Genomic DNA, 19986 nt, shown 5'->3' on the forward strand with positions numbered 1-19986 from the left:
CCTATTTTGAATATAATGCATCCATTGCTATTTTAAATCTTCGCAATCCTTCTTTTAATTTAGATTGTGGACACCCTATATTCATTCTTAAATATTTTGGGCCACCATAAATTTCACCTTTCATAATCCCAATTCCACCAACATTCACTAAAGCATCTTGTATTTCTTCAGCAGTATATGGAACATCTCTTGCATCAATCCAAGCTAAATAAGTTCCATCTGGTGTTTTAAATTTAAAATCAGGCAACTCTTCTTTTATAAATTCTTCTACAATTTTCATATTTTCTTTAATATAATCATTAAGTTGATCAATATAATCATCGCATTGTGTATAACCTATCATTGTCGCATACATACCAAAAATACTTACAGAATTTAAGAAATCTTTTCTTCTTGTATGCATCAAGAATTTTTCTCTAACTTCTTCATTTGGTATCATTAAATATGAACCAATTAATCCTGGTGTATTAAATGTTTTACTAGATGAAGCTGCTGTATAAAGTTCATCATATTCATGAATATAAGATAATAAAGGGATATGTTTTCTATCTCTTAATTGAATATCCATATGAATTTCATCAGAAATAATTTTTACTTGATATTTTTTACATATCTTTATTATTTGATCCATTTCTTCTTTTGTCCAAATTCTTCCTGTTGGATTATGTGGAGAACAAAGTAATAATAATTGACATTCTTGTACTTGTTTTTCAAAAAGATCGAAATCTATTTCAAATGTCCCATCTTTTGATATTAAACGATGAGCAACTAATTGTCTATCATTATCTTGGATAACTGTATAAAATGAATCATACATAGGTTCAAATGTTAATACTTTATCATGAGGTTGACTTAATAAACGAATCAATAAGGAAACTGAATACATCACAGTAGGACTATATAAGATCCAATCTTCTTCAATATGTGTATGATGTCTTCTTTCAAAATATCCTGTAATAGACGATTTAAAATCATGATGATTCCATCTTGTATATCCATAAATTTGATGATGTGCCACTTCAAATATTTTTTCAGTAATAGGTTTAGGAATAATAAAATCTGTATCAGATATTGAAAATGGTATTAAATCCTTTTTATTAAAACGATCTTGTATATAATCCCATTGTGTACAATAAGTACCTAAACGATTATGAACCTCATTAAAATCATACTTCATTTATTTATCCTCCAAAATAATATAATCTTTTGTTGTTTTATTTAATGGTACACCTATACCATCAATAATAACAACATCATCTTCAATACGAACACCACCAACACCAGGAACATAAACACCTGGTTCACAAGACATCATCATATGTTCTTGTAAAACTGTTTCACTCTTTGAATTTAAAGTTGGTCCTTCACCATCTTCACCAATTCCTAATCCATGTCCTAAACCATGATTAAAATATTCACCATAACCTGCAGTCTCAATCACATCTCTAGCTGCTTTATCTACATCTTTTCCCTTAGCTCCTGCTTTAATAGCACCAAGACCAGCGAGTTGTGCCTTTAAAACAACATCATAGATTTCTTTGATTTTTGGATCAGGTTCTCCAATAAAACACATACGTGTCATATCTGATTGATAATTTTGATATTGAATACCAAAATCAATCATAATAGGTTCATGAGCTTTTACTTTTCTTGAAGTTGGACGACCATGTGGTAAGGCTGTTCTTTCACCTGTTGCTACTATTGTATCAAAAGACATTTGTTGTGCACCAGATGCAATTGAATAATATTGTACTAAAGCGCTAATTTCATATTCACTCATTCCTACATGAATGTGTTCAATTACTTTTTGATAGATTTCATCAGTAATTGCAATTGATTTTTTCATAGCTTCAATTTCTTCATCTTCTTTAACAATACGAAGATGAGCAATTTCTTGATCCAATAAAAGAACTTCTATCCCTAATTTTTCTATTTCTTGATATTCCTTAACTAATACTTGATACGCTTCTACCCCTAGCGTTTTACAATTTTCTTTTTTTAATATTTCTTCTACTGTCCCTAAATAATTACGTCCCGTTAAATGTGGATTATGTAATATAATTTCTAAATCATGTTCTTTTTCTTTGGCTTCTGTAATATAACGCCCATCTACAATTAAATAGCCATGTTCTTTTGTAATCAATACTTGACAACCACTACCAGTCATAGTATTCATCCATTTTTTTACTGTTTTACTTTTAATTAATAAAGCATCTATATCTTTTTCATCTAAAAATTCTTGTATTTTATTTATTCTTTTTGCCATTTTTAATCCTCCTACAAATAAAGGCAAGTCGAAACTTGCCTATTAATTAGAAGTCTAAGTCTAAATCGTCTAAGATAGCTGCATCTTCTGCACTGATAGCATTAGTTTCTTCTTCTTTATTACCATAAGTCTTTTCATATGATTTAACAAATGGATACCATATTAAAATAGATAGTATTAATTGTACTGCATTAACAACTATAGACATAGGATCCATATTCGTTAAGAATCCTTCTAGGAATACACCTACATATGGTGGTGTAAAGGTTGAACATTTCATAATACCTAAATACATCGCCCATCCACCTAATGAACCAATAATACCACCACAAATAACAAATGGAATAAAGAACATTGGATTTAATACGATTGGCGCACCAAATAGAATTGGTTCATTAATTCCAAATAATGCTGGAATAAATGATAATCTACCAACTTGTTTTAAAGCTTTATTCTTACTCATTAAGCACCAGAATACACAACCAATAGTAACACCACTACCTGTAAAGTTACCAAATGCTGATTCAGGTCCAGGAGCATAGAAGTGAGTTGCTACATGACCAGCTTGAACAGCAGCAATATTTTCTGCTAAGAATTGAGTCGAAATTGGACTTGTAATTGGGCTTAATACTGATGGATGAATACCAAAGAAGAATATTAAAGCTTGTAACATTTTTAAGAAAGTATAAGCAATTGGATTATCCATAGATCCTACTAATGGTGCAAAGATTGCTGTAAAGATTAATGGTGGCATTGTATTTAATACATTGACACAAACAATACGTACAATTAAGAAGAACCCAATAATGATTACTGAAATAGGAATCATTTCAAAAGAACGAGATACGAAATCAGGTACTGTATCTGGCATCTTGATTGTAAAGTTTTTCTTTTTACACCAACGGAATAATTCAACAGCGATAAATCCTGCAAACATTGCACAGAATAAACCTTTAGGTCCTAAATAAGTTTTAGAAATTCCACCATCTTCTGTGAATTCTACAACTAACATTAAGAATGAGACTAATCCCATTGTTACACATCCTGGAATATCTAACTTATAAGAGGTAGCTAATTGATATGCAATAATTACAGTAACATAAACTGACATTAAAGCCATACCTACATTATAAGGAATATAGATAATATCCAAATTTGCTAAGATCCATTGAGAAATTACATGTTTTTCTCCAATCATATTTGGAATTGCTTCTGGAATCAAACAAAAACTACCGATAATTAACAACGGTGTCATTGCAACCATTGCTTTTTTAACAGCGCTCAAATGAACTTCTTTATCCATTTTATCAGCAAGCGGTGCTAAATACTTTTTCATAAAGTTCTCAAATTTTGAGTACATCGTTTTTTTCCTCCCCATAAAATTATTTTTTTAAATCTGCTTTTCTACGCGCAATTAACGCTTGTTTCATGACAGTTGCCCCATCCATTTTTCCATATGTTTCTTGATCAACAATAACATAAGGAATCTTACGAGGTTCGATGATAGGTTTTACTGCATCTAATTTATGTGCAACTTGTGGCCCTAAAACTAAAACATCACAATTGTCTGCTTCAGATTGTAGAATATCAATTGGAATAGCGATAAAATCAAAATCAGCATCATTTAATTTTGCACTGTTATGTACTGTATCTTTCATACTATTCATAAGCATTGTTGTAGAAAGTCCACCTGCACAGCATAATACAATTCTCATTATTTACCCTCCTTTGCTTCAAATACATTTATTAGTTCTTCAATTAGATCTCTTGCTAATTGAGAAGTCATATAATGGTCTTGTGCATGAACCATTAATAACCCAACTTCTGGCTTATTTCCAGAGCCTGACATTTCGGCTTGAATAAGCTTTGTTTGAACAGTGTGAGCTTGTAAATCAGCTTCTTTAGCTTGTTCTAATATCTTTCTTGCTTCATCATATTCACCTGTTTTTACTTTCTTCAACGCTTCAAAAGCTAAAGATTTGCTTTGTCCAGCTGAAGAAATTAATCCTACAATAATTTGTTCCGTTTCTGTCATTTGTTTATCCTCCAATAAAATTAATAAAATTTTGATAATCTTGATATGTCAAATGATCTATTAAGCAGTTAACTAACTGTGTCAAACTTTCTAAATCATCACTATGAACAAATGAATAAGATCCATGACAATATCTAAGTGGTATTCCTAAAACAAGTGCCAAACGTCCACCTTTTTCTAAGTGTGCATTTCCAGCATCTGTTCCTCCTCCACCGAACATATCGCTTTGATAAGGTATTCCATGTTCATTGCCTAATTCTTTAACATATTTAATCAATTTTTTATTTGGTGAAAGGGTTTTGTCATAATGAACAATCATTGGCCCTTTACCAATTAAACGATGATTCGTATAGTTTTTAACAAGTTCTGGATTATTCGCAACATCAAGTGCAAAAACAATATCAGGATCAATAAGATGAGTCGCTGTTTTACCACCTCTTACACCAACTTCTTCACTACTTGTTCCTACAAAATAAATATCATTTTCAACATTTCCATGAATTCTTTTCATCGCTTCTATCATGACATAACATCCTGTTCGATCGTCCATTGCCTTGCCAGCAATCACTTTATCTTGAATATGTCTTGCTTCACTAGCAAAACAAACCATGTCACCAACATCAATTCCTAAAGCTTTTACTTCATCTGCACTATCAACTCCAATATCAACGTACATTTCTTTAACGTTACCGTTGCTATCTTTAGTCACATTTAATAAGCCTTCCACTTTTTTACCATCTTGCGTCGTAATTCTAACCATTTGCATTTCTTTGCTTTTATTTAAAACTGAACCTAAAGCTACTAAATATACAAAACCAATATCAGAAATATGTCTTACCATAAAACCTACTTCATCTATATGAGCACAAAACATGATTTTTAAAGGATTTGGTGAAGTCCCTTTTTTATGAAAAATAATACTTCCTAAACGATCACTAAAAACTTCATCACTATATTTTGCTAATTCTCGATAGAGAATCGATCTTACTTCATCTTCTACTGATGCTACACTATCAGCATTACTCAATTCTTTTAGTAATTCACTATTCATTATTTCCACCTCCTATTTCTTTCATTAAATTCATCATTTCTTCAAAAGAATCAACCTTCGTTAACATTTCAACATAATTACTCTTTTGCATTAAACGATATAACTTTTTAGTTATTACTTTATACATTTCAACTTGATCTTTCTTTAAACAAATCATAAAAACTATTTTTATTTCTTTGCCATTTTGTACAAATGGTTTCTTTAAAATAGCTACAGAAATCATATTTTTAAGTGCATCTGTTTCAAGTGGATGGGGTATACAAACTCCATTTGTATAAATAGTACTTACATACGATTCACGTTCAAAAATCAAATCAGTATAGCCTTTTTTACCATAACCTTTTTCCTCTAATTCTTGCCCCATCATCCGAATAATATTTTCATAACTATCTGCTTCTATAAATTTAAAAAAATCTTTAGAAAAAAATGAATAATACATAGGATTATCTTGAATCAAAGTATAAGGATCATATTCTTCACATTGTAAAATTTGTTTAATCTTAACTAAATCTCTATCATCAAGTAGTTCTTTAATATAAATAATTGGTGCCTTGATTTCTTGAGATAAAGGCATGATTGTAAAAATTAAATCAGGTTGAAATGTTTTCAATTCATCTTGTTGTAAAAATGAAAATGTTTGTACCTCTGCTTGAGGAAATAATGATTCAATTTGTATCTTGATCATATAAGCACTTCCACCACCTGATGAACAAACAATTCCAATACGATTATAAGATAACAATTTACCTTGTTTTTCCTTTTCCATATGTGATGCAAAATGCATCGCTACAAAACCAATTTCATCAAATGTCACTTCAACGTTGTATTTTTCATGTAACATGCTACAAAATTGAAGAGCGATATTAAACATCATTGGGTATGTAATATTTAGCTCATTGGCTAATGGATTTTGATATGAAATTTTATTATGTAATCTATCTATTAATAATGAAACATGTGTTAACAACATTTTCTTAAAGTCTTCATCTTCAAGAAATTTCGTATCATATTTTTCATCTATTTGTTTTATAAATTCTTCAATGTCTTCTTTTAAATAATTTGTAAAAGAAGATATTGAACCTATTTCTCTTTTTATATTTTTTTGTAAAACTTTTAAAATCTCTTCTATGCTTTTTTTACTTAATCCTATAGCATATTTCTTTTCTAATATTCCAACTAAGAATTCAACAATTCGATGAATTTCATTATTTTTATCAAAAATAAATTCCTCTTTTTGTTCATCTTGTCTATGTGCAATATAAATAACAATTTTTAAATACTCAATCACATTTAAAAGTTCATTATAGTTGATTTTCAATCCTTCTTTATTCAACTGTCTAATTAACTTTTGTTCAATGTCATTAAATTCTTCAATAACATCATTTACTGCCGTTTGAATAAAAACATTTTGATTTAAATATTCTTCAACTAAGTACTTTTTAAAAGATGTCAATTCATAACGTAACAAAATACCATAATGTGTTTTTCTTTCTAATTCAAAATGATAACTCTTTGCTAGATTTTCAACATCATTCATATCATGCTTTATAACAGTCTTAGATACTTGAAAAGTATCTGCAATGTTATTCATAGAAATATATCCAGTTTGAATAGCAAGATAAGCTAAAATTTGTGCTGGTCTTTCTTTAACCTGAAAATAAATACCTTCATTTAAGCTTTCCATAAAATCTTTAAACAATTCTTCATTTGTTATTTCTAAGAGATATCCAGAACCTCTTTTGTTATGAAATGTAAAACCTTTTCGAGGAGAAATACGCATTAAGTATGATAAGTCATTTTGAATCGTTCTTTTTGAAACATCATACTTTTGAACAAAGTAATCTAGTGAGAGATATATATTTGAATTTATAAAATCTTTCATAATTAGATACATTCTCATTGGTATTTCCACCTTCCTCTATCTTTATTATACCAAATTAAAATTTTGTCAAAAGGAAACCTTCTACATTTAAAAATGCAATAATTTTCCTAATCTCATCAAAAAAAGATATTGAATATAATTTTAACATCTCTACCATTTAAAAGGTTAAATATTACAAAATATGAAAGCCATAAAAAAAGAAGTCTAACGCTGTTAGACCTCTAGAAATTATCTTTTAATCAAAATAAGTAATTTTTAAATCTTTAAAGAAAGCTTCTGTTCCAACATCTACAAAGAAACCAATATTTCCTCTCATTGATTTATCATGAATCATTTGATCGACCACTAATAATGGTTGAAGATCATCATTTAAATAGAAAATTGCTTTTTCATCTTCAATCACCGCTTTTAAACTAATCCATTCATTTAAGTCAATGTCTACTTGATTTTCATATTTTGTAATGTCATGTTCTCTAAAATAGGCAAATGTATAGGTTGGATAAGAAAAATATTGACAACCATGTTGTTTCCTTACCGGGTCATCACATTGTCTACCATTTGTAGGTCTTACATAAAATGATTCAAATTTTGTATCATCTTCATGAATACGATATGCAATACCAATAAATCCTCTCGCAAAATCTGGTGCCTCTTTTAATAAACGACTAAGCATCTTTACTTCAATAATTCCATTATGAAATGATGAATCAACTAATTTAGCGTACGTATTTTCATCATATTCATTAATCTTTCCACTTTTAACAACTCTTAAAACCTTTTCATTATCAATAACTTCATTTGAAATATGTGTATAATTTTCTTTCCAATTTTCTTTATTAATCATTTCTTATCCTTCCTTTCATCAACATCTTAAAATATCTTTTTTATTTGGTAAAGTAGGCACTTTTTTGTAACTATGTTTAGCACTTGATTTGCTAGAATGCTAAAAAATTCATATTCAGTTAACATAAGAGTCTATAATACAAATTAGCACAAGGATATGGTGAGTGCTAAAGGAGTGAATAGTATGATTAAACCATTGCATAAATTTGTATTAATAAAAAAAGAAGAAAAAGAAAATAAGACAGCAAGTGGAATTGTTTTATCGACTGAAAAGAAAGAAGTTCCTTCGATTGCAAATGTCATTGCCGTTGGTGATGAATGTACTTCATCATTAAAAGAAAATGATCGTGTTATTTACAAAGAATATTCAGGTACGAAAGTGACTGTTGAGGATCAAGATTATATTGTTATTGATGAAAAAGATATTATTGCTAAGTTTGAATAAGGGGGCAGATATTTATGAGTAAAGAAGTAAGATTTTCAAATGATGCACGTCAATCAATGTTAAAAGGTGTTAATGTTTTAGCGGATGCGGTAAGTGTCACATTAGGTCCTAAAGGACGTAATGTGGTCTTAGATAAAGGTTATGGTTCTCCATTAATTACAAATGATGGTGTAAGTATCGCTAAGGAAATAGAACTTGAAGATAAATTTGAAAATATGGGTGCTAAACTTGTATATGAAGTAGCCAATAAAACTAATGATGTAGCAGGTGATGGTACAACCACAGCAACTATTCTTGCTCGAAATATGATCGTGAATGGATTGAAAGCTGTAGATAAAGGAGCTAATCCTGTTTTAATGCGTGAAGGTATTGAAAAAGCAGGTAAAGAAGTTGCTGATGTTGTTTTGAAAAATTCACATAAAGTAGAAACAAGTCAAGATATTGCTTCAGTAGCGACTATTTCAGCTGGTAATGAAGAAATTGGGCAATTGATTGCTTCAGCAATGGATAAAGTTGGTAAAAATGGAATTATCAACGTTGATGAATCTAATAGTTTTGACAACGTCTTAGAAATCAATGAAGGTATGCAATATGATAAAGGATATGTTTCTCCTTATATGGTCACAGATCATGATAAAATGACTGTTGAAATGGAAAATCCTTATATCTTTATTACAAATCATAAAATCAATAATTTACAAGAAATTCTTCCAATTCTTGAACAAATCGTTCAAAGTAATAAACCATTATTATTAATTGCTGATGACTTTGAAAACGAAGTTATTTCAACCCTTGTTTTAAATAAACTAAGAGGAACATTCAATGTTGTCGCAACAAAAGCTCCTGGATTTGGAGATAATCAAAAAGAATTATTACAAGATATTGCTGCTTTAACTGGTAGTACCTTTATTAATAAAGATATTTCTATGGAATTAAAAGATGTTACTCTTGATCAATTAGGAACAATTAAAAAAGTAATCGTTACAAAAGATCATACAACAATGATTGCTGGTAATAATCCATCAGATAGTTTAAAACAACGTATTGAAAGTATTGAAAATCAATTAGCGAAAACAACTTCTTCTTATGATCAAAAACAATTAAAAGAACGTTTGGGTAAATTATCAAATGGTGTGGCAACAATTAAAGTTGGCGCAACAACTGAAAGTGAATTAAAAGAAAAGAAATTACGTATTGAAGATGCTTTAAATGCCACTAAAGCCGCTGTTGAAGAAGGTATTGTTATTGGTGGTGGTGCTGCTTTAGTAGAAGCATATAAAGAAGTTAAACCTCAATTAAAATCTGATAATGTAGATGTTCAAAAAGGTATTCATATTGTCATGGAAGCCTTATTTGCTCCAATTCAACAAATTGCTGAAAATGCTGGATATAATGCAGAAGATATTGTTGAAAGCCAAAAAACTGCGCAAAAGAATTATGGTTTTGATGCTAAAAATGGACAATGGGTCGATATGTTTGAAAAAGGAATCATTGATCCAACTAAAGTCACTCGTAGCGCATTATTAAATGCTTGCAGTATTGCTTCATTATTCATTACAACCGAAGCAGGTATTGCCGATGCAAAAGATACTTCTAAAAACGAAGTTCCAACTCCTGCAATGTATTAATAGATAAGAAAAGTGATTCTTATTTTAAATGAGAATCACTTTTTTCTTAGTATATTATGATATAACTTTATCCATTATTCTTTCTTTTCTTTAAATCTTCCTGATATAACAAAATGTATTTGTTCTGCAATCTTAAATTCTATTTTAAAATGATCATCTTCTTGCCCATAATATAAATCCACAATACTCTCTGGAGCAATTTCCTTTTGATAGTGCATTGTCATTTCTCCAATAAAATATTTTTCTAATACGTTTTGAGGAAGAAGATCCATGACCCATTCAAGATATCTTGCATTATTCATATGCTTATTTAAATCAATATCACTATACATGACTTCTCTTGTTTGAACTTTTTGAGTCTCTATATCTAAAAGCGGCTCGTATTTTTCTACAAAACTCGAATATTCTTCACATTCAGGAATTGTAATTCCTACTTTTTGTGGTCTGACAATTCTTCTTTTTTCAATATCTATTAATGTCCAAATAGAATAAATGCCTCCTACAACTTCATCATTGATTTTTAAATCATAGGTTCTAAAATATTGAATTTTTCTTTCCCCTTTAGCACGGGTAGAAACTATCAGTTCCTCTCCTACTAATAGTGGTCTTTTTAATTTAACTGTTTGCTTAACTAATACCCAACCATATTTTCCATTAAAACTTTCCTTCCACAAACCTATTTCCATCGCATTTTTAGTTGCAAGATTAGAAAGCTTTGATAATAAATCCGCATATTTATATTCACCATAATAATCGGCGTTTTGGTATTCTATTTCATATCGTTCACATGTTTCACTATTTTTCATTTTTTTCTCCAAAATGTTTATTTTTTATTAAATTAATAATAATATATTTATAATCAAAAGGAAAGGCTGGAAAATATATGAAAAAAATAAATAAGAAAAAAATATTCTTTGTTTCAATTACTTTCTTAATAACACTATGTTTACTTTTTTATTTTATATTTTCTTATTATTCTACTCCTATCCAACCTAGAACAATACATAAAAAAAATAAAAAAAACACATCCTACCCTACTGTTTCCTTTGTTGCAGTAGGAGACAATATTATCCATGAAAATGTTTATCAATATGCCTTAAAACAGGGAAATGATACAACTTATAATTTTAAACCTTGTTATCAAAATATAAAAAAATATATTTCTGATCATGATTTAGCTTATATTAATCAAGAAACTTTGATTGCTGGTGATTCTTATGGAATTAAAGGCTATCCTAATTTTAATTCTCCTGAATCTTTAATTGATGATCTACAAGATACAGGATTTAATATGGTTTCTAGTGCTACAAATCATTCCATGGATCTAGGAAAAAATGCTTTGATATCATCTGCACATATTTGGAAACAACATTCCGATATTCTCTTTTCTGGGCTATATGAAAATCAAGAAGACCGGCAAACAATAAGAGTCATTGAAAAAAACGGAATTCGTTTTAGTCTTTTAGCTTATACTTTTGGTGTTAATGAAACAACCAACTATAAATCTATTCAAAAACAATTAAAAACGTATCCTTATATATTAGGACAATTAAATAAGGAACAAATTAAAGAAGATGTAAACAACGCTAAAGCTCAAAGTGATGTAGTTATTGTAGCTGTTCATTGGGGTAAAGAAGGACATAGTGAATTATCTGATTTACAACAAGAATATGCTCATTATTTTGCTGATTTAGGTGTTGATGTTGTAATTGGAAATCATCCTCATTTAATTCAACCTATTGAAAAAATCAATCATACACTTGTTATTTATTCTTTAGGTAATTTTTTAAGTACGATGAAAGATGTTTATAATCAGTTAGAAGGAATGGTATGTTTTGATTTTGTTAAAAAAGAAGATGAAATCAGTATTGAAAATATTCAATATGTTCCTCTTGTCAATCATTATAATGATAATGTTGTAACTATTTATTCACTTAAAGAATATACTTCTACTCTTGCTAGTCAACATAGTATTTTAAAAGATCAAGCTGATATCATTAAAGAATTCAAAAATTATGTTAAACAAATGATTAGTAATGATGATATTGATATAGAAATGTGAGGTTTATATGAAGAAAAGAATAAGTCTATTAATATTAATAATCTGTATGGTTGGTGGTATTGGTTTTTTCTTTCCTAAAAAGAATACTCAGGAAGTAAAAATGGTAAAAAAGAAACAAACACCTGAAATAAGTTTTTATCATCAAGAATATAAAGAAAGATATGATACCTACCAAAAAGCACACCAAGCTCTAAGTAAAAAAGAAGTTATTACACTTGTAAATATGAATCGTGATTTTGATTTTTATGGAAAAATCATCAAACAAGAACATCCTAATGATTTAAATACAATTGTTAATAAATATTATCAATTAGATGAAACCTATGAACCGAGTGATCTTGTTGAAATAAATACAAACGCAGGTACTTATGGAAGTTCTTATAGTAAACATACTGCTAGAAAAGTGGTTTATGATGATTTTCAAGCTTTAAAACAAGCTTGTATAAATAAAGGTTTTGAACTGTATGTGACTTCAGGCTATCGTTCAACAGTTTGGCAAAAAGAAATTTATAACCATATGGTAGAAACTTATAGTGTAGAAAGAGCAGATGAAACTTGTTCACGTCCCGGCCATAGTGAACATACAACGGGGTTAGGCTTAGATATTGCTTTAGATCAATATAAATATGAAGAAGTCGAAAATCACCCTCAATATTCTTGGTTTTTAAGCCAACTAAGTAATTATGGTTTTATCTTACGTTATCCAAAAGATAAAGAAGAACTAACAGGGTATAGTTATGAAGCTTGGCACATTCGTTATGTAGGAAAAGACCTAGCCCAAAAAATAGAAAAAAGTGGTCTAACTTTTGATGAATATTATGCTAGAAACTATTAGAAGATAGCAAAGCTATCTTCTATGTTTCCAATATTCAGTTACAGGAACTTTAAGATTGCTTTCATCCCAAGGCATCTCATGTCTTTCAAAATAACCAATGACGTGTTTATTAGAATCTCTAACAGGTACAAAGAATTCTCTTTCACCTGTTTTAGTATTATAAGTTTCAAACATTTCATCTTCACCAGCATCGGCTCTCTTTAAAAATTCTTCAATTTTAACTTTAGAGTTTTCACTATGACAATTAAATAAACTTTGATTGATTTTCACACGCTCACCATATCTTTCTTTAGCTGTTTTATTCATATAGCGCACAATATGTTGTCGATCAACAAAAACAATTTCATAACTATAAGCATCTAAAATACTTTCTAATATTTCCTTTGTAATTTCCATTGTGTTCTCCTTTTTTATCATTGTAACATATTTGCCTTATTAATAGGTATTTTTCCTACTATACTATTTTTGTTTTTTCTTGTATAATAATAAGGTAATTATTTAAAGGAGCGTCTTTTATGGGAGATTTAAAATATTTATTACCTATTTTAGTAGCTGTTATTTTAGTGTGGATTACTTATCTTGTCATTAATTTCGTAGCTACAATTATTAAAACAAAGAAGAAAGATGATACCATGGTTTGTGGTTTAAACATGCAAGGAAAAATATTCTATGCAATCATTATTGTTATTTATTTAGTAATGCTTGTTTATTGTATTTATTACATGATTACGCATTTATTAAGTGGCGATGTTGATAGTGTTTATTTACCATTAAATGCTTTCACAATTTATTCTTTTGTTTTCTATTTAATGATTCAATGGATTATTTTCTTTGGACAAAAACAAGTTTTAATTGGTCGTGTTTTATTTGATTATAGAAAAATTAAAAGAGTCACTTATCCAAAGAAAACAAAATTACGTTTTACTTATGGACAAAAGACATTAGAAACATATATTCGCTTTATCGATGATTCTATTCTTAAAAAATCATTACAAAGAACAAGATAAAAAGCAATTTCGGTCGAAATTGCTTTTTTATTTGATGGGAATCCAAATATTATGATAATTAAAATATTCTTCTTCTGGTTTCCACATTGAAACCACTTGAGAAATCACATCTCCTGCGAGTTGGAGATTATTTTTTTCCATATAATCAAAGGCGGGCTGTAAAACCTCATATGTCAGTATTTGACTCGAACGAGAAGGAACGCACATATAAAGACATAACTGTTCAGGATAGTAATGAACATATTCACTTTCCTTGATATCAAGTACTCCCGCAAATTCTTCCTCTACCCCTATTCCATAGTAGAATTCCTTATTTTCATTTTCAATATGTTCTTTAGGAAAAAGTGCCGTAGAAAAAACAAATGGTATTTTTTGACAAAATTCTTTAAGTTCTTCACGTTCTTCTTTCTTTAAATCTATCGTATAACATTTTTGTGTATCAATACGATAGATTCCTGGTCTTTTTTGTAAAGTAAAGTTTAAGTTTTCACTTCGACTAATGAGTTTTCGATTGGTACGTAGTCTTTTTAATAAATTCATTTGATAAATAATATTCTTTTGAATGATTTGTTCTTGTTCTTCTAATAAATCATCAATTTCTTCTAAAGACTTACTTTGGAGTATTCCCGCTGTTTCTTCAATTGATAATCCAAAGCCAAGATAACAACGTGCACGAATCAGCATATGAAGATCCCAAGTTGTATAATAGCGATATCCTGTTTCTTGATCATGGATGGGCGCAATGATTCCTTTTCTTTCATAATAACGAATTGTTTCAGCTGTAATTCCTAGTATTTTAGCAAGTTCTCCTATTGTATAAGTATTGTACATAATCCCCCAACCTTCAAATTGTTTTAAAGTTTTCACCAAATTATAACATATTTTCCTCTTTTTTGACCTTATTTGATACTTTTTTACCCCCTTGACTCTCAAATCGTTTGAGAGTTTAAAATGACTTTGTTAAAAAAATAACATGTGATGTTAAATAAATAACAAAGGGAGAGAAAAATTATGGAAGAAAAAAAAGTTGTTCTTATTACAGGTGGAGCAATGGGACAAGGTCGTGCTCATGCCTACAAATATGCTGAAAACGGATTTAATGTTGTTTTGGCTGATATGTTAGAGCCATCTCATGAAGCATTTAAAGAAACAATTGCAAATTGTGAAGCAAAAGGAGCAAAAGTTTTAGCTAAAAAAGCAAACATTACTTCTACTGAAGATATGGAAGCATTATTTGCTTCAGCATGGGAAACATTTGGTCGTTTAGATGTTGTGATTGCTAATGCTGGTGTTATTAACTTCGGTTATACTTGGGAATTAACTGATGAACAAGTTGAAAAAGTAATGGATATTAACTTAATTGGTACTTGGCGTACTGATAAATATGCTGCTCAATATATGTTAAAACAAGGATTTGGTCGTATTATTAATATTTCATCAACTTCTGGTTTATATGGTACTCCTCAATTAGCTACTTATTGTATGAGTAAATGGGGTATTTTAGGATTAACTAAAACTCTTGCTAAAGAAGTGGGTTCTAAAGGAATTATTGTTAATGCTTTATGTCCTACTAAAGTTAAAACTCCAATGTGTGAAACAATGGATTATGTTAAATTCATTAACGATTTAACTGGTAAAGATTTCAAATCTGTTGAAGAAATGTATGCAGGAGTTCCATTCCTTGAAGTAGAAGATATCGCTAGTATGGTTTACTGGTTAGGAACTAGTAGAGAAGCTGGTAAATTTAATGGACAAGGTGTACCACTTGATTTAGGTACTTTACAATAATAAAGGGAGAAAAGAGAATATGAAAATTACAAAAGCAACACGTTGGCGTGTTTTTGCAGGAGTTTGGATTCAAAGTTTATTCACTTCTGCCACTGCCTTCTTTAGTTTATTCTGTTTGCCATTTTGTAATCAATTTGGATGGAGTAATTCAGATTTTTCAATGGCATACACAATTTATATGTTTATCTACTGTGCAGTAGGTTTCCTTGGTGGTATTTTAGCTGAAAAATTACAACCAAGAGTAGCTATTTATATTGGTTTAGTTTTATTTGCTGGAGGATGGATCTTAACTGGTTTTGCTTCATCTATTCCATTCTTATATATTGCTTATGGTGTCATTGCTGGTGCTGGTGCTGGAACAATTTATCCTGCATGTTTACCAACAGCATTAAAATGGTTCCCAGATAAAAGTGGTTCTATCTCTGGTTTAGTTCAAGCTGGAGCTGCTTGTGGACCTTTCATTATGTCACCTATCGCTCAAATGTTAATTGATAACTTTGGAGCACCAATGGCTTGTAAAATTTTAGGTGTTGTATTCTTAATCGGTGTTGGAGCTGTTGCTTGGATGATTGTTCCTTGTCCTGATGGATGGACTCCTAAAGGTTGGGTACCAAGTGCACAACAAAGCAAAGAATTACATACAAAAGATTATAATATTCCTCAAATGGTTAAAACTTCAATCTTCTGGGTATTATTAGTAATGTTTATTTTTGCTAATGCTGCTGGAACAATGATGGTTTCTGCAACATCACCAATTGCTCAAACTCAAATTGGTTTATCAGCGATGGATGCGGCTTTATGTGTAAGTTTAATGACTTTATTTAATATGTTTGGTCGTTTATCATTTGGTGTTATTTATGATAAGTTAAAAGGATGGAATTCTTTAATTCTTGTCTTGATTTTAAATGGTATTTCAATGCTTATGCTAACAGTAGCTCATTCATTTGCATACTTTGTCGCATGTATTGCTTTAGTTGGTTTCTCATTTGGTGGATTACTTGTTGTTTTCGCACCAATGGTTAAAACAATCTTTGGTTCTAAATATTATAACAGAAACTATGGTTTGATCTTTATTGGCTATGGTATTGGGGCTTTCGTTGGTCCTAAGATTTCCGCAAGTTTCTTTGATGCTACAGGATCTTATGTGATGGGATTCATTGGTTCAGCTATTCTTGCTGCAGTTGCTGTTTTATTAGTCGTTGTGGCTAAAAAACTTGCTAACAAAATGTTAAATGCTTAATTTTAAGGGGTGAAAAATTTCACCCCTTTATTTTATACTTTCCTTTACCTTCTTTAATCATTTTTCCTTCATCACAAAGCTTCTTTAAGATTCTTTGTAATTGTCTTCGACTACAATGAAGATAATTTGTGGCTTCTTCAATGCTTTTTAATGAACCATAACAATAATATTTCAAATAATATAAAAAACGTTCTTCAATACTTTGATAAACAAATTGATTGGTTGATGATTGTTTTAATTTAGAAACGATTGAATTTAAAAGTGTATGTAGAAATTTTATATCTTGATTAAGCTTTTCTTTATTATCTTTTAAAGATAGCGCCAACGTTTTGACCTTTGTTTTTGCTTCCGCAAAAAACATCGGATTTAAATCATCAACAAATTCCATATCACCTAAAATACATAATTCTTCACTTTGAGAAACTACAGTTTGTCTTCCCTCTTGATCAATAAAAGAAATCAATAACGTTCCTTCTAATACAAATTGAATATATTGTGTTTTTTCTAAAGGATTGATCATTGTTTCATCTTCTTCATATTCAATCCTTATAAATTCATATTCCTTAGAAAAATAATTGTCTATTTTATATTCTTCTTTTACTTTATTTATTAAATTTTTATCATAGATCTTTTTCATACCTCTATTGTGTCACATGTCACAATAATTGACAAATCATTTTGTTATACTTCCCTAGAAAGAGAGAGATTTATATGAATAATAATGATTTATTTGAAAAAGTGCCTATATCTAAAGCATACTTTAAACTTGCTTTACCCGTTGTATTAAGCATGGTTATTTCTTTAGTCTATAATATGGTTGATACATTTTTTGTAGCACAGACACAAAATACAAATCTTGTTGCTGGTGTTTCTTTATGTGCGCCTATTTTTACTTTAATGATAGCTTTAGGAGACATCTTTGGTATTGGAGGTAGCTCTGTTATTTCTCGTTTATTTGGACAAAAACAAGATGAAGAAGGAAAGAACGTCAGTGGTTTTTGTTTCTATGGAGCTATTGTTTGTGGTATCTTAGTTTCTCTTATTATGATGATTGCTAGAAAACCAATTCTAACAATCCTTGGAACAAATCAGGCAACACTTCCTTATGCCAGCCAATATTATACTTATATGGCTTTAGGAGCAACTTTAATTATCGTTTCCTTGACTCCTAGTAATCTCATGAGAACAGAAGGATTAGCTACAGAATCCATGATTGGAACAATTACTGGTTCAATTATCAATATGATTTTAGATCCTATTTTTATTCTCTATTTAAACATGGGAGCTGATGGTGCAGCTATCGCAACCATTATTGGTTATTTTGCATCTGACCTTGTTTTTATTTATCTTACTTTAAAGAAAAGTAAGAAATTATCAATTTCTTTAAAACATACACATATTACTAAAAATGAAGTCATTTCTATTTTTACAATTGGTATTCCCGCCTCTATTACAAATTTAATGTCTAGCTTTGCGATGGCGATGACAAACAATTATTTAGTTACTTATGGAAATGACAAAGTAGCAGCTATGGGAATTGTTTTAAAAATCAATATGATTGTTTTACTTGTCATGATTGGTGTTGCTTTTGGTGCACAACCTTTACTTGGATATAATTATGGTGCACATAATACTAAACGTTTAAAAGAAATTATTAAGTTTGATTTATTTGTAGAAATTACTTTTGCAGTTATTACATCTATTATCTTAGCTTTATTTACATCATCATTTATTAAAATATTTATGAATGATCCTTCTATTATTCAAGCTGGAACATTGATGTTAAGATTTTTGCTTTTATCTTCTCCTTGTGTAGGGATTATTCTTGTCTTTACAACTTTATTTCAATCAGAAGGAAAAGCACTTCCTGCATTATTACTTTCAATAGGTAGACAAGGTATTGTTTTTGCAATTTTTCTTCTTCTTTTATCAAATATTTTTGGATATTATGGTATTATTAGTAGTCAAATGATTGCGGATATTATCACTGCAATCATTGCACTTATTTTATATAAAATATATAAATAACAAAAAGATGTCTTGTACTATATAAGACATCTCTTTATTTTAAAATACTTATAATCTTTTCAATTTGATTTTTTGTAAGTACTTGATTCCTTCTTAGATGTAAAATATCATCTATTTCACTTTTATCATTAACAGTATATTCGCTTTCTACTGGACTATTCATATTTACAAATAAAACATAACCTTCTATCCATAAATCAACACCATAATACTTCAAATATTCCTTTAACAAATATATTTCTCTTTTTAGTTGTTTAATAGGATTTCTTATTTCTTTTATATATTCTTTGTTTCCTCTACTTATTTTATACTTATTCCAATATTGATCATCTTCATTTCCCACAAGTTTGCCACTAAAATTCTTTACGTGAACTACCCCGACTTACACTTCGTTTAGAAGTCGGAGCTTCTTGCTTCAACCACGACTGCCTCTAATGACAATACATTATAGGTCTTACACAGTGTCCACAAGCGTATAAGTTTGGCTCGTCCCAAGCCTACTTTTATAATTTATCTATAAGGACTGAAGAATCCTCAATCCTTCTGTAAGTATGTTGATTGCTGCATTATGGTCTCTGTCTCCAGTATAGCCACAATCACATGTATAAACTCGGTCTTTTAGGTCGAATTTTTTTACACTTCCACAGCAATGACAGATTTGGCTAGAAGGGTACCACTTGTCAACTTTTACAAAATATTTACCTCTTTCTTTAAGCTTGTAATCAAACATATTAAGGAACATTCCATAGCCATTATCGAATGTCGCTTTTCCATTGCCAAAATCTTTATTTCCAATAGCTTTCATATCTAAGTCTTCGACACATACGATATCATACTGATTGGCTATCTCAGTAGATTTCTTATGAAGACTGTCGA

General features: G+C 29.6%; 21 protein-coding genes and 1 pseudogene. 8 read left to right on the forward strand and 14 right to left on the reverse strand.

All coding sequences use genetic code 11. The features are described 5' to 3' along the window. Position 1: 1 nt before the first annotated feature. The 8 genes from OCV55_RS11640 to OCV55_RS11675 all read right to left on the reverse strand — a co-directional run bounded on the left by OCV55_RS11640 (position 2) and on the right by OCV55_RS11675 (position 8078). Positions 2 to 1177, reverse strand: a complete 1176-nt coding sequence (locus OCV55_RS11640; RefSeq protein WP_032090937.1) for a MalY/PatB family protein — start codon at positions 1175 to 1177, stop codon at positions 2 to 4. Next, positions 1178 to 2266, reverse strand: coding sequence for a M24 family metallopeptidase (locus OCV55_RS11645; RefSeq protein WP_147580703.1), 1089 nt, complete (start codon positions 2264 to 2266; stop codon positions 1178 to 1180). Between the two features lie 46 nt (positions 2267 to 2312). Beyond that, positions 2313 to 3626, reverse strand: coding sequence for a PTS sugar transporter subunit IIC (locus OCV55_RS11650; RefSeq protein WP_117851486.1), 1314 nt, complete (start codon positions 3624 to 3626; stop codon positions 2313 to 2315). Positions 3627 to 3648: 22 nt separating this feature from the next. Beyond that, a complete protein-coding gene (locus tag OCV55_RS11655; RefSeq protein ID WP_022002600.1) occupies positions 3649 to 3981 on the reverse strand; it encodes a PTS sugar transporter subunit IIB in 333 nt (110 codons plus the stop codon). Further along, entirely contained in the window at positions 3981 to 4301 is a 321-nt protein-coding gene (locus OCV55_RS11660) for a PTS lactose/cellobiose transporter subunit IIA (RefSeq protein ID WP_022002599.1), read from the reverse strand. Before OCV55_RS11660 ends, OCV55_RS11655 begins: the two co-directional genes overlap by 1 nt. A 4-nt stretch (positions 4302 to 4305) precedes the next feature. Beyond that, a complete protein-coding gene (gene ypdE / locus OCV55_RS11665; RefSeq protein ID WP_147580704.1) occupies positions 4306 to 5352 on the reverse strand; it encodes an aminopeptidase in 1047 nt (348 codons plus the stop codon). Continuing rightward, positions 5345 to 7252 (reverse strand): BglG family transcription antiterminator, encoded by a 1908-nt coding sequence (locus OCV55_RS11670; protein ID WP_147580705.1) that lies wholly within the window; start codon positions 7250 to 7252, stop codon positions 5345 to 5347. Before OCV55_RS11670 ends, ypdE begins: the two co-directional genes overlap by 8 nt. Positions 7253 to 7469: 217 nt before the next feature. Further along, complete coding sequence (locus OCV55_RS11675; RefSeq protein ID WP_147580706.1) at positions 7470 to 8078, reverse strand: hypothetical protein; 609 nt, start codon at positions 8076 to 8078, stop codon at positions 7470 to 7472. Between the two features lie 183 nt (positions 8079 to 8261). Between OCV55_RS11675 and OCV55_RS11680 the strand changes: the two genes are divergently transcribed. Together OCV55_RS11680 and groL are read left to right on the forward strand one after the other, a co-directional pair. After that, complete coding sequence (locus OCV55_RS11680) at positions 8262 to 8522, forward strand: GroES family chaperonin (RefSeq protein WP_032090942.1); 261 nt, start codon at positions 8262 to 8264, stop codon at positions 8520 to 8522. Positions 8523 to 8536: 14 nt separating this feature from the next. Beyond that, positions 8537 to 10150 carry a chaperonin GroEL gene (groL, locus tag OCV55_RS11685; protein ID WP_032090943.1) on the forward strand — a complete coding sequence of 538 codons (1614 nt, stop codon included), beginning with the start codon at positions 8537 to 8539 and terminating at the stop codon, positions 10148 to 10150. A gap of 74 nt (positions 10151 to 10224) precedes the next feature. Here the strand turns inward: groL and OCV55_RS11690 are convergent, their stop codons facing one another. Continuing rightward, complete coding sequence (locus tag OCV55_RS11690) at positions 10225 to 10956, reverse strand: acyl-[acyl-carrier-protein] thioesterase (protein ID WP_032090944.1); 732 nt, start codon at positions 10954 to 10956, stop codon at positions 10225 to 10227. Between the two features lie 77 nt (positions 10957 to 11033). Here OCV55_RS11690 and OCV55_RS11695 point away from each other — a divergent pair, with 77 nt between their 5' ends. Together OCV55_RS11695 and OCV55_RS11700 are read left to right on the forward strand one after the other, a co-directional pair. After that, complete coding sequence (locus OCV55_RS11695; RefSeq protein ID WP_147580707.1) at positions 11034 to 12212, forward strand: CapA family protein; 1179 nt, start codon at positions 11034 to 11036, stop codon at positions 12210 to 12212. A 7-nt stretch (positions 12213 to 12219) separates the two neighbouring features. Next, positions 12220 to 13047 carry a M15 family metallopeptidase gene (locus tag OCV55_RS11700; RefSeq protein WP_147580708.1) on the forward strand — a complete coding sequence of 276 codons (828 nt, stop codon included), beginning with the start codon at positions 12220 to 12222 and terminating at the stop codon, positions 13045 to 13047. A 12-nt stretch (positions 13048 to 13059) separates the two neighbouring features. On the opposite strand, the gene OCV55_RS11705 is transcribed toward OCV55_RS11700, so the two are convergent. Then, complete coding sequence (locus OCV55_RS11705; protein ID WP_147580709.1) at positions 13060 to 13443, reverse strand: PAS domain-containing protein; 384 nt, start codon at positions 13441 to 13443, stop codon at positions 13060 to 13062. Between the two features lie 119 nt (positions 13444 to 13562). On the opposite strand from OCV55_RS11705, the gene OCV55_RS11710 reads away from it, so the two are divergent. Further along, a complete protein-coding gene (locus tag OCV55_RS11710) occupies positions 13563 to 14054 on the forward strand; it encodes a hypothetical protein (protein ID WP_032090948.1) in 492 nt (163 codons plus the stop codon). A 27-nt stretch (positions 14055 to 14081) separates the two neighbouring features. Here OCV55_RS11710 and OCV55_RS11715 read toward each other — a convergent pair whose 3' ends face one another. Continuing rightward, positions 14082 to 14885 carry a MerR family transcriptional regulator gene (locus OCV55_RS11715; protein WP_143712315.1) on the reverse strand — a complete coding sequence of 268 codons (804 nt, stop codon included), beginning with the start codon at positions 14883 to 14885 and terminating at the stop codon, positions 14082 to 14084. Positions 14886 to 15065: 180 nt separating this feature from the next. On the opposite strand from OCV55_RS11715, the gene OCV55_RS11720 reads away from it, so the two are divergent. Continuing rightward, the gene (locus tag OCV55_RS11720; RefSeq protein ID WP_147580710.1) at positions 15066 to 15842 is read left to right on the forward strand and encodes an SDR family NAD(P)-dependent oxidoreductase; all 777 of its coding nucleotides are present in this window, start codon (positions 15066 to 15068) and stop codon (positions 15840 to 15842) included. Positions 15843 to 15861: 19 nt separating this feature from the next. Continuing rightward, a complete protein-coding gene (locus OCV55_RS11725) occupies positions 15862 to 17082 on the forward strand; it encodes an L-lactate MFS transporter (RefSeq protein ID WP_147580711.1) in 1221 nt (406 codons plus the stop codon). A gap of 19 nt (positions 17083 to 17101) precedes the next feature. On the opposite strand, the gene OCV55_RS11730 is transcribed toward OCV55_RS11725, so the two are convergent. After that, positions 17102 to 17719 (reverse strand): Crp/Fnr family transcriptional regulator, encoded by a 618-nt coding sequence (locus tag OCV55_RS11730; RefSeq protein WP_147580712.1) that lies wholly within the window; start codon positions 17717 to 17719, stop codon positions 17102 to 17104. A gap of 74 nt (positions 17720 to 17793) precedes the next feature. Here OCV55_RS11730 and OCV55_RS11735 point away from each other — a divergent pair, with 74 nt between their 5' ends. Beyond that, positions 17794 to 19110: an MATE family efflux transporter gene (locus OCV55_RS11735; RefSeq protein ID WP_147580713.1), complete on the forward strand. Its 1317-nt coding sequence runs from the start codon at positions 17794 to 17796 to the stop codon at positions 19108 to 19110. 34 nt (positions 19111 to 19144) lie between these two features. Here the strand turns inward: OCV55_RS11735 and OCV55_RS11740 are convergent. Then, a pseudogene (locus OCV55_RS11740) lies at positions 19145 to 19474 on the reverse strand (nuclease-related domain-containing protein); the annotation flags it as partial. 150 nt (positions 19475 to 19624) lie between these two features. Next, a partial coding sequence (locus tag OCV55_RS11745) for an RNA-guided endonuclease InsQ/TnpB family protein (protein WP_147580714.1) occupies positions 19625 to 19986 on the reverse strand: 362 nt, incomplete at its 5' end.

This window comes from [Clostridium] ammoniilyticum, assembly GCF_025566905.1.
Classification (GTDB): domain Bacteria; phylum Bacillota_I; class Bacilli_A; order Erysipelotrichales; family Coprobacillaceae; genus Faecalibacillus; species Faecalibacillus intestinalis.

Excerpts from the sequence above, each read along its gene's own strand:
- OCV55_RS11640 (WP_032090937.1), bottom strand. The coding sequence starts at position 1,177 with ATGAAGTATGATTTTAATGAGGTTCATAATCGTTTAGGTACTTATTGT.
- groL (WP_032090943.1), top strand. The coding sequence starts at position 8,537 with ATGAGTAAAGAAGTAAGATTTTCAAATGATGCACGTCAATCAATGTTA.
- OCV55_RS11715 (WP_143712315.1), bottom strand. The coding sequence starts at position 14,885 with ATGTACAATACTTATACAATAGGAGAACTTGCTAAAATACTAGGAATT.
- OCV55_RS11705 (WP_147580709.1), bottom strand. The coding sequence starts at position 13,443 with ATGGAAATTACAAAGGAAATATTAGAAAGTATTTTAGATGCTTATAGT.
- ypdE (WP_147580704.1), bottom strand. The coding sequence starts at position 5,352 with ATGAATAGTGAATTACTAAAAGAATTGAGTAATGCTGATAGTGTAGCA.
- OCV55_RS11655 (WP_022002600.1), bottom strand. The coding sequence starts at position 3,981 with ATGAGAATTGTATTATGCTGTGCAGGTGGACTTTCTACAACAATGCTT.
- OCV55_RS11690 (WP_032090944.1), bottom strand. The coding sequence starts at position 10,956 with ATGAAAAATAGTGAAACATGTGAACGATATGAAATAGAATACCAAAAC.
- OCV55_RS11650 (WP_117851486.1), bottom strand. The coding sequence starts at position 3,626 with ATGTACTCAAAATTTGAGAACTTTATGAAAAAGTATTTAGCACCGCTT.
- OCV55_RS11700 (WP_147580708.1), top strand. The coding sequence starts at position 12,220 with ATGAAGAAAAGAATAAGTCTATTAATATTAATAATCTGTATGGTTGGT.
- OCV55_RS11680 (WP_032090942.1), top strand. The coding sequence starts at position 8,262 with ATGATTAAACCATTGCATAAATTTGTATTAATAAAAAAAGAAGAAAAA.
- OCV55_RS11725 (WP_147580711.1), top strand. The coding sequence starts at position 15,862 with ATGAAAATTACAAAAGCAACACGTTGGCGTGTTTTTGCAGGAGTTTGG.
- OCV55_RS11660 (WP_022002599.1), bottom strand. The coding sequence starts at position 4,301 with ATGACAGAAACGGAACAAATTATTGTAGGATTAATTTCTTCAGCTGGA.
- OCV55_RS11730 (WP_147580712.1), bottom strand. The coding sequence starts at position 17,719 with ATGAAAAAGATCTATGATAAAAATTTAATAAATAAAGTAAAAGAAGAA.
- OCV55_RS11670 (WP_147580705.1), bottom strand. The coding sequence starts at position 7,252 with ATGAGAATGTATCTAATTATGAAAGATTTTATAAATTCAAATATATAT.
- OCV55_RS11645 (WP_147580703.1), bottom strand. The coding sequence starts at position 2,266 with ATGGCAAAAAGAATAAATAAAATACAAGAATTTTTAGATGAAAAAGAT.
- OCV55_RS11710 (WP_032090948.1), top strand. The coding sequence starts at position 13,563 with ATGGGAGATTTAAAATATTTATTACCTATTTTAGTAGCTGTTATTTTA.
- OCV55_RS11695 (WP_147580707.1), top strand. The coding sequence starts at position 11,034 with ATGAAAAAAATAAATAAGAAAAAAATATTCTTTGTTTCAATTACTTTC.
- OCV55_RS11675 (WP_147580706.1), bottom strand. The coding sequence starts at position 8,078 with ATGATTAATAAAGAAAATTGGAAAGAAAATTATACACATATTTCAAAT.
- OCV55_RS11720 (WP_147580710.1), top strand. The coding sequence starts at position 15,066 with ATGGAAGAAAAAAAAGTTGTTCTTATTACAGGTGGAGCAATGGGACAA.
- OCV55_RS11735 (WP_147580713.1), top strand. The coding sequence starts at position 17,794 with ATGAATAATAATGATTTATTTGAAAAAGTGCCTATATCTAAAGCATAC.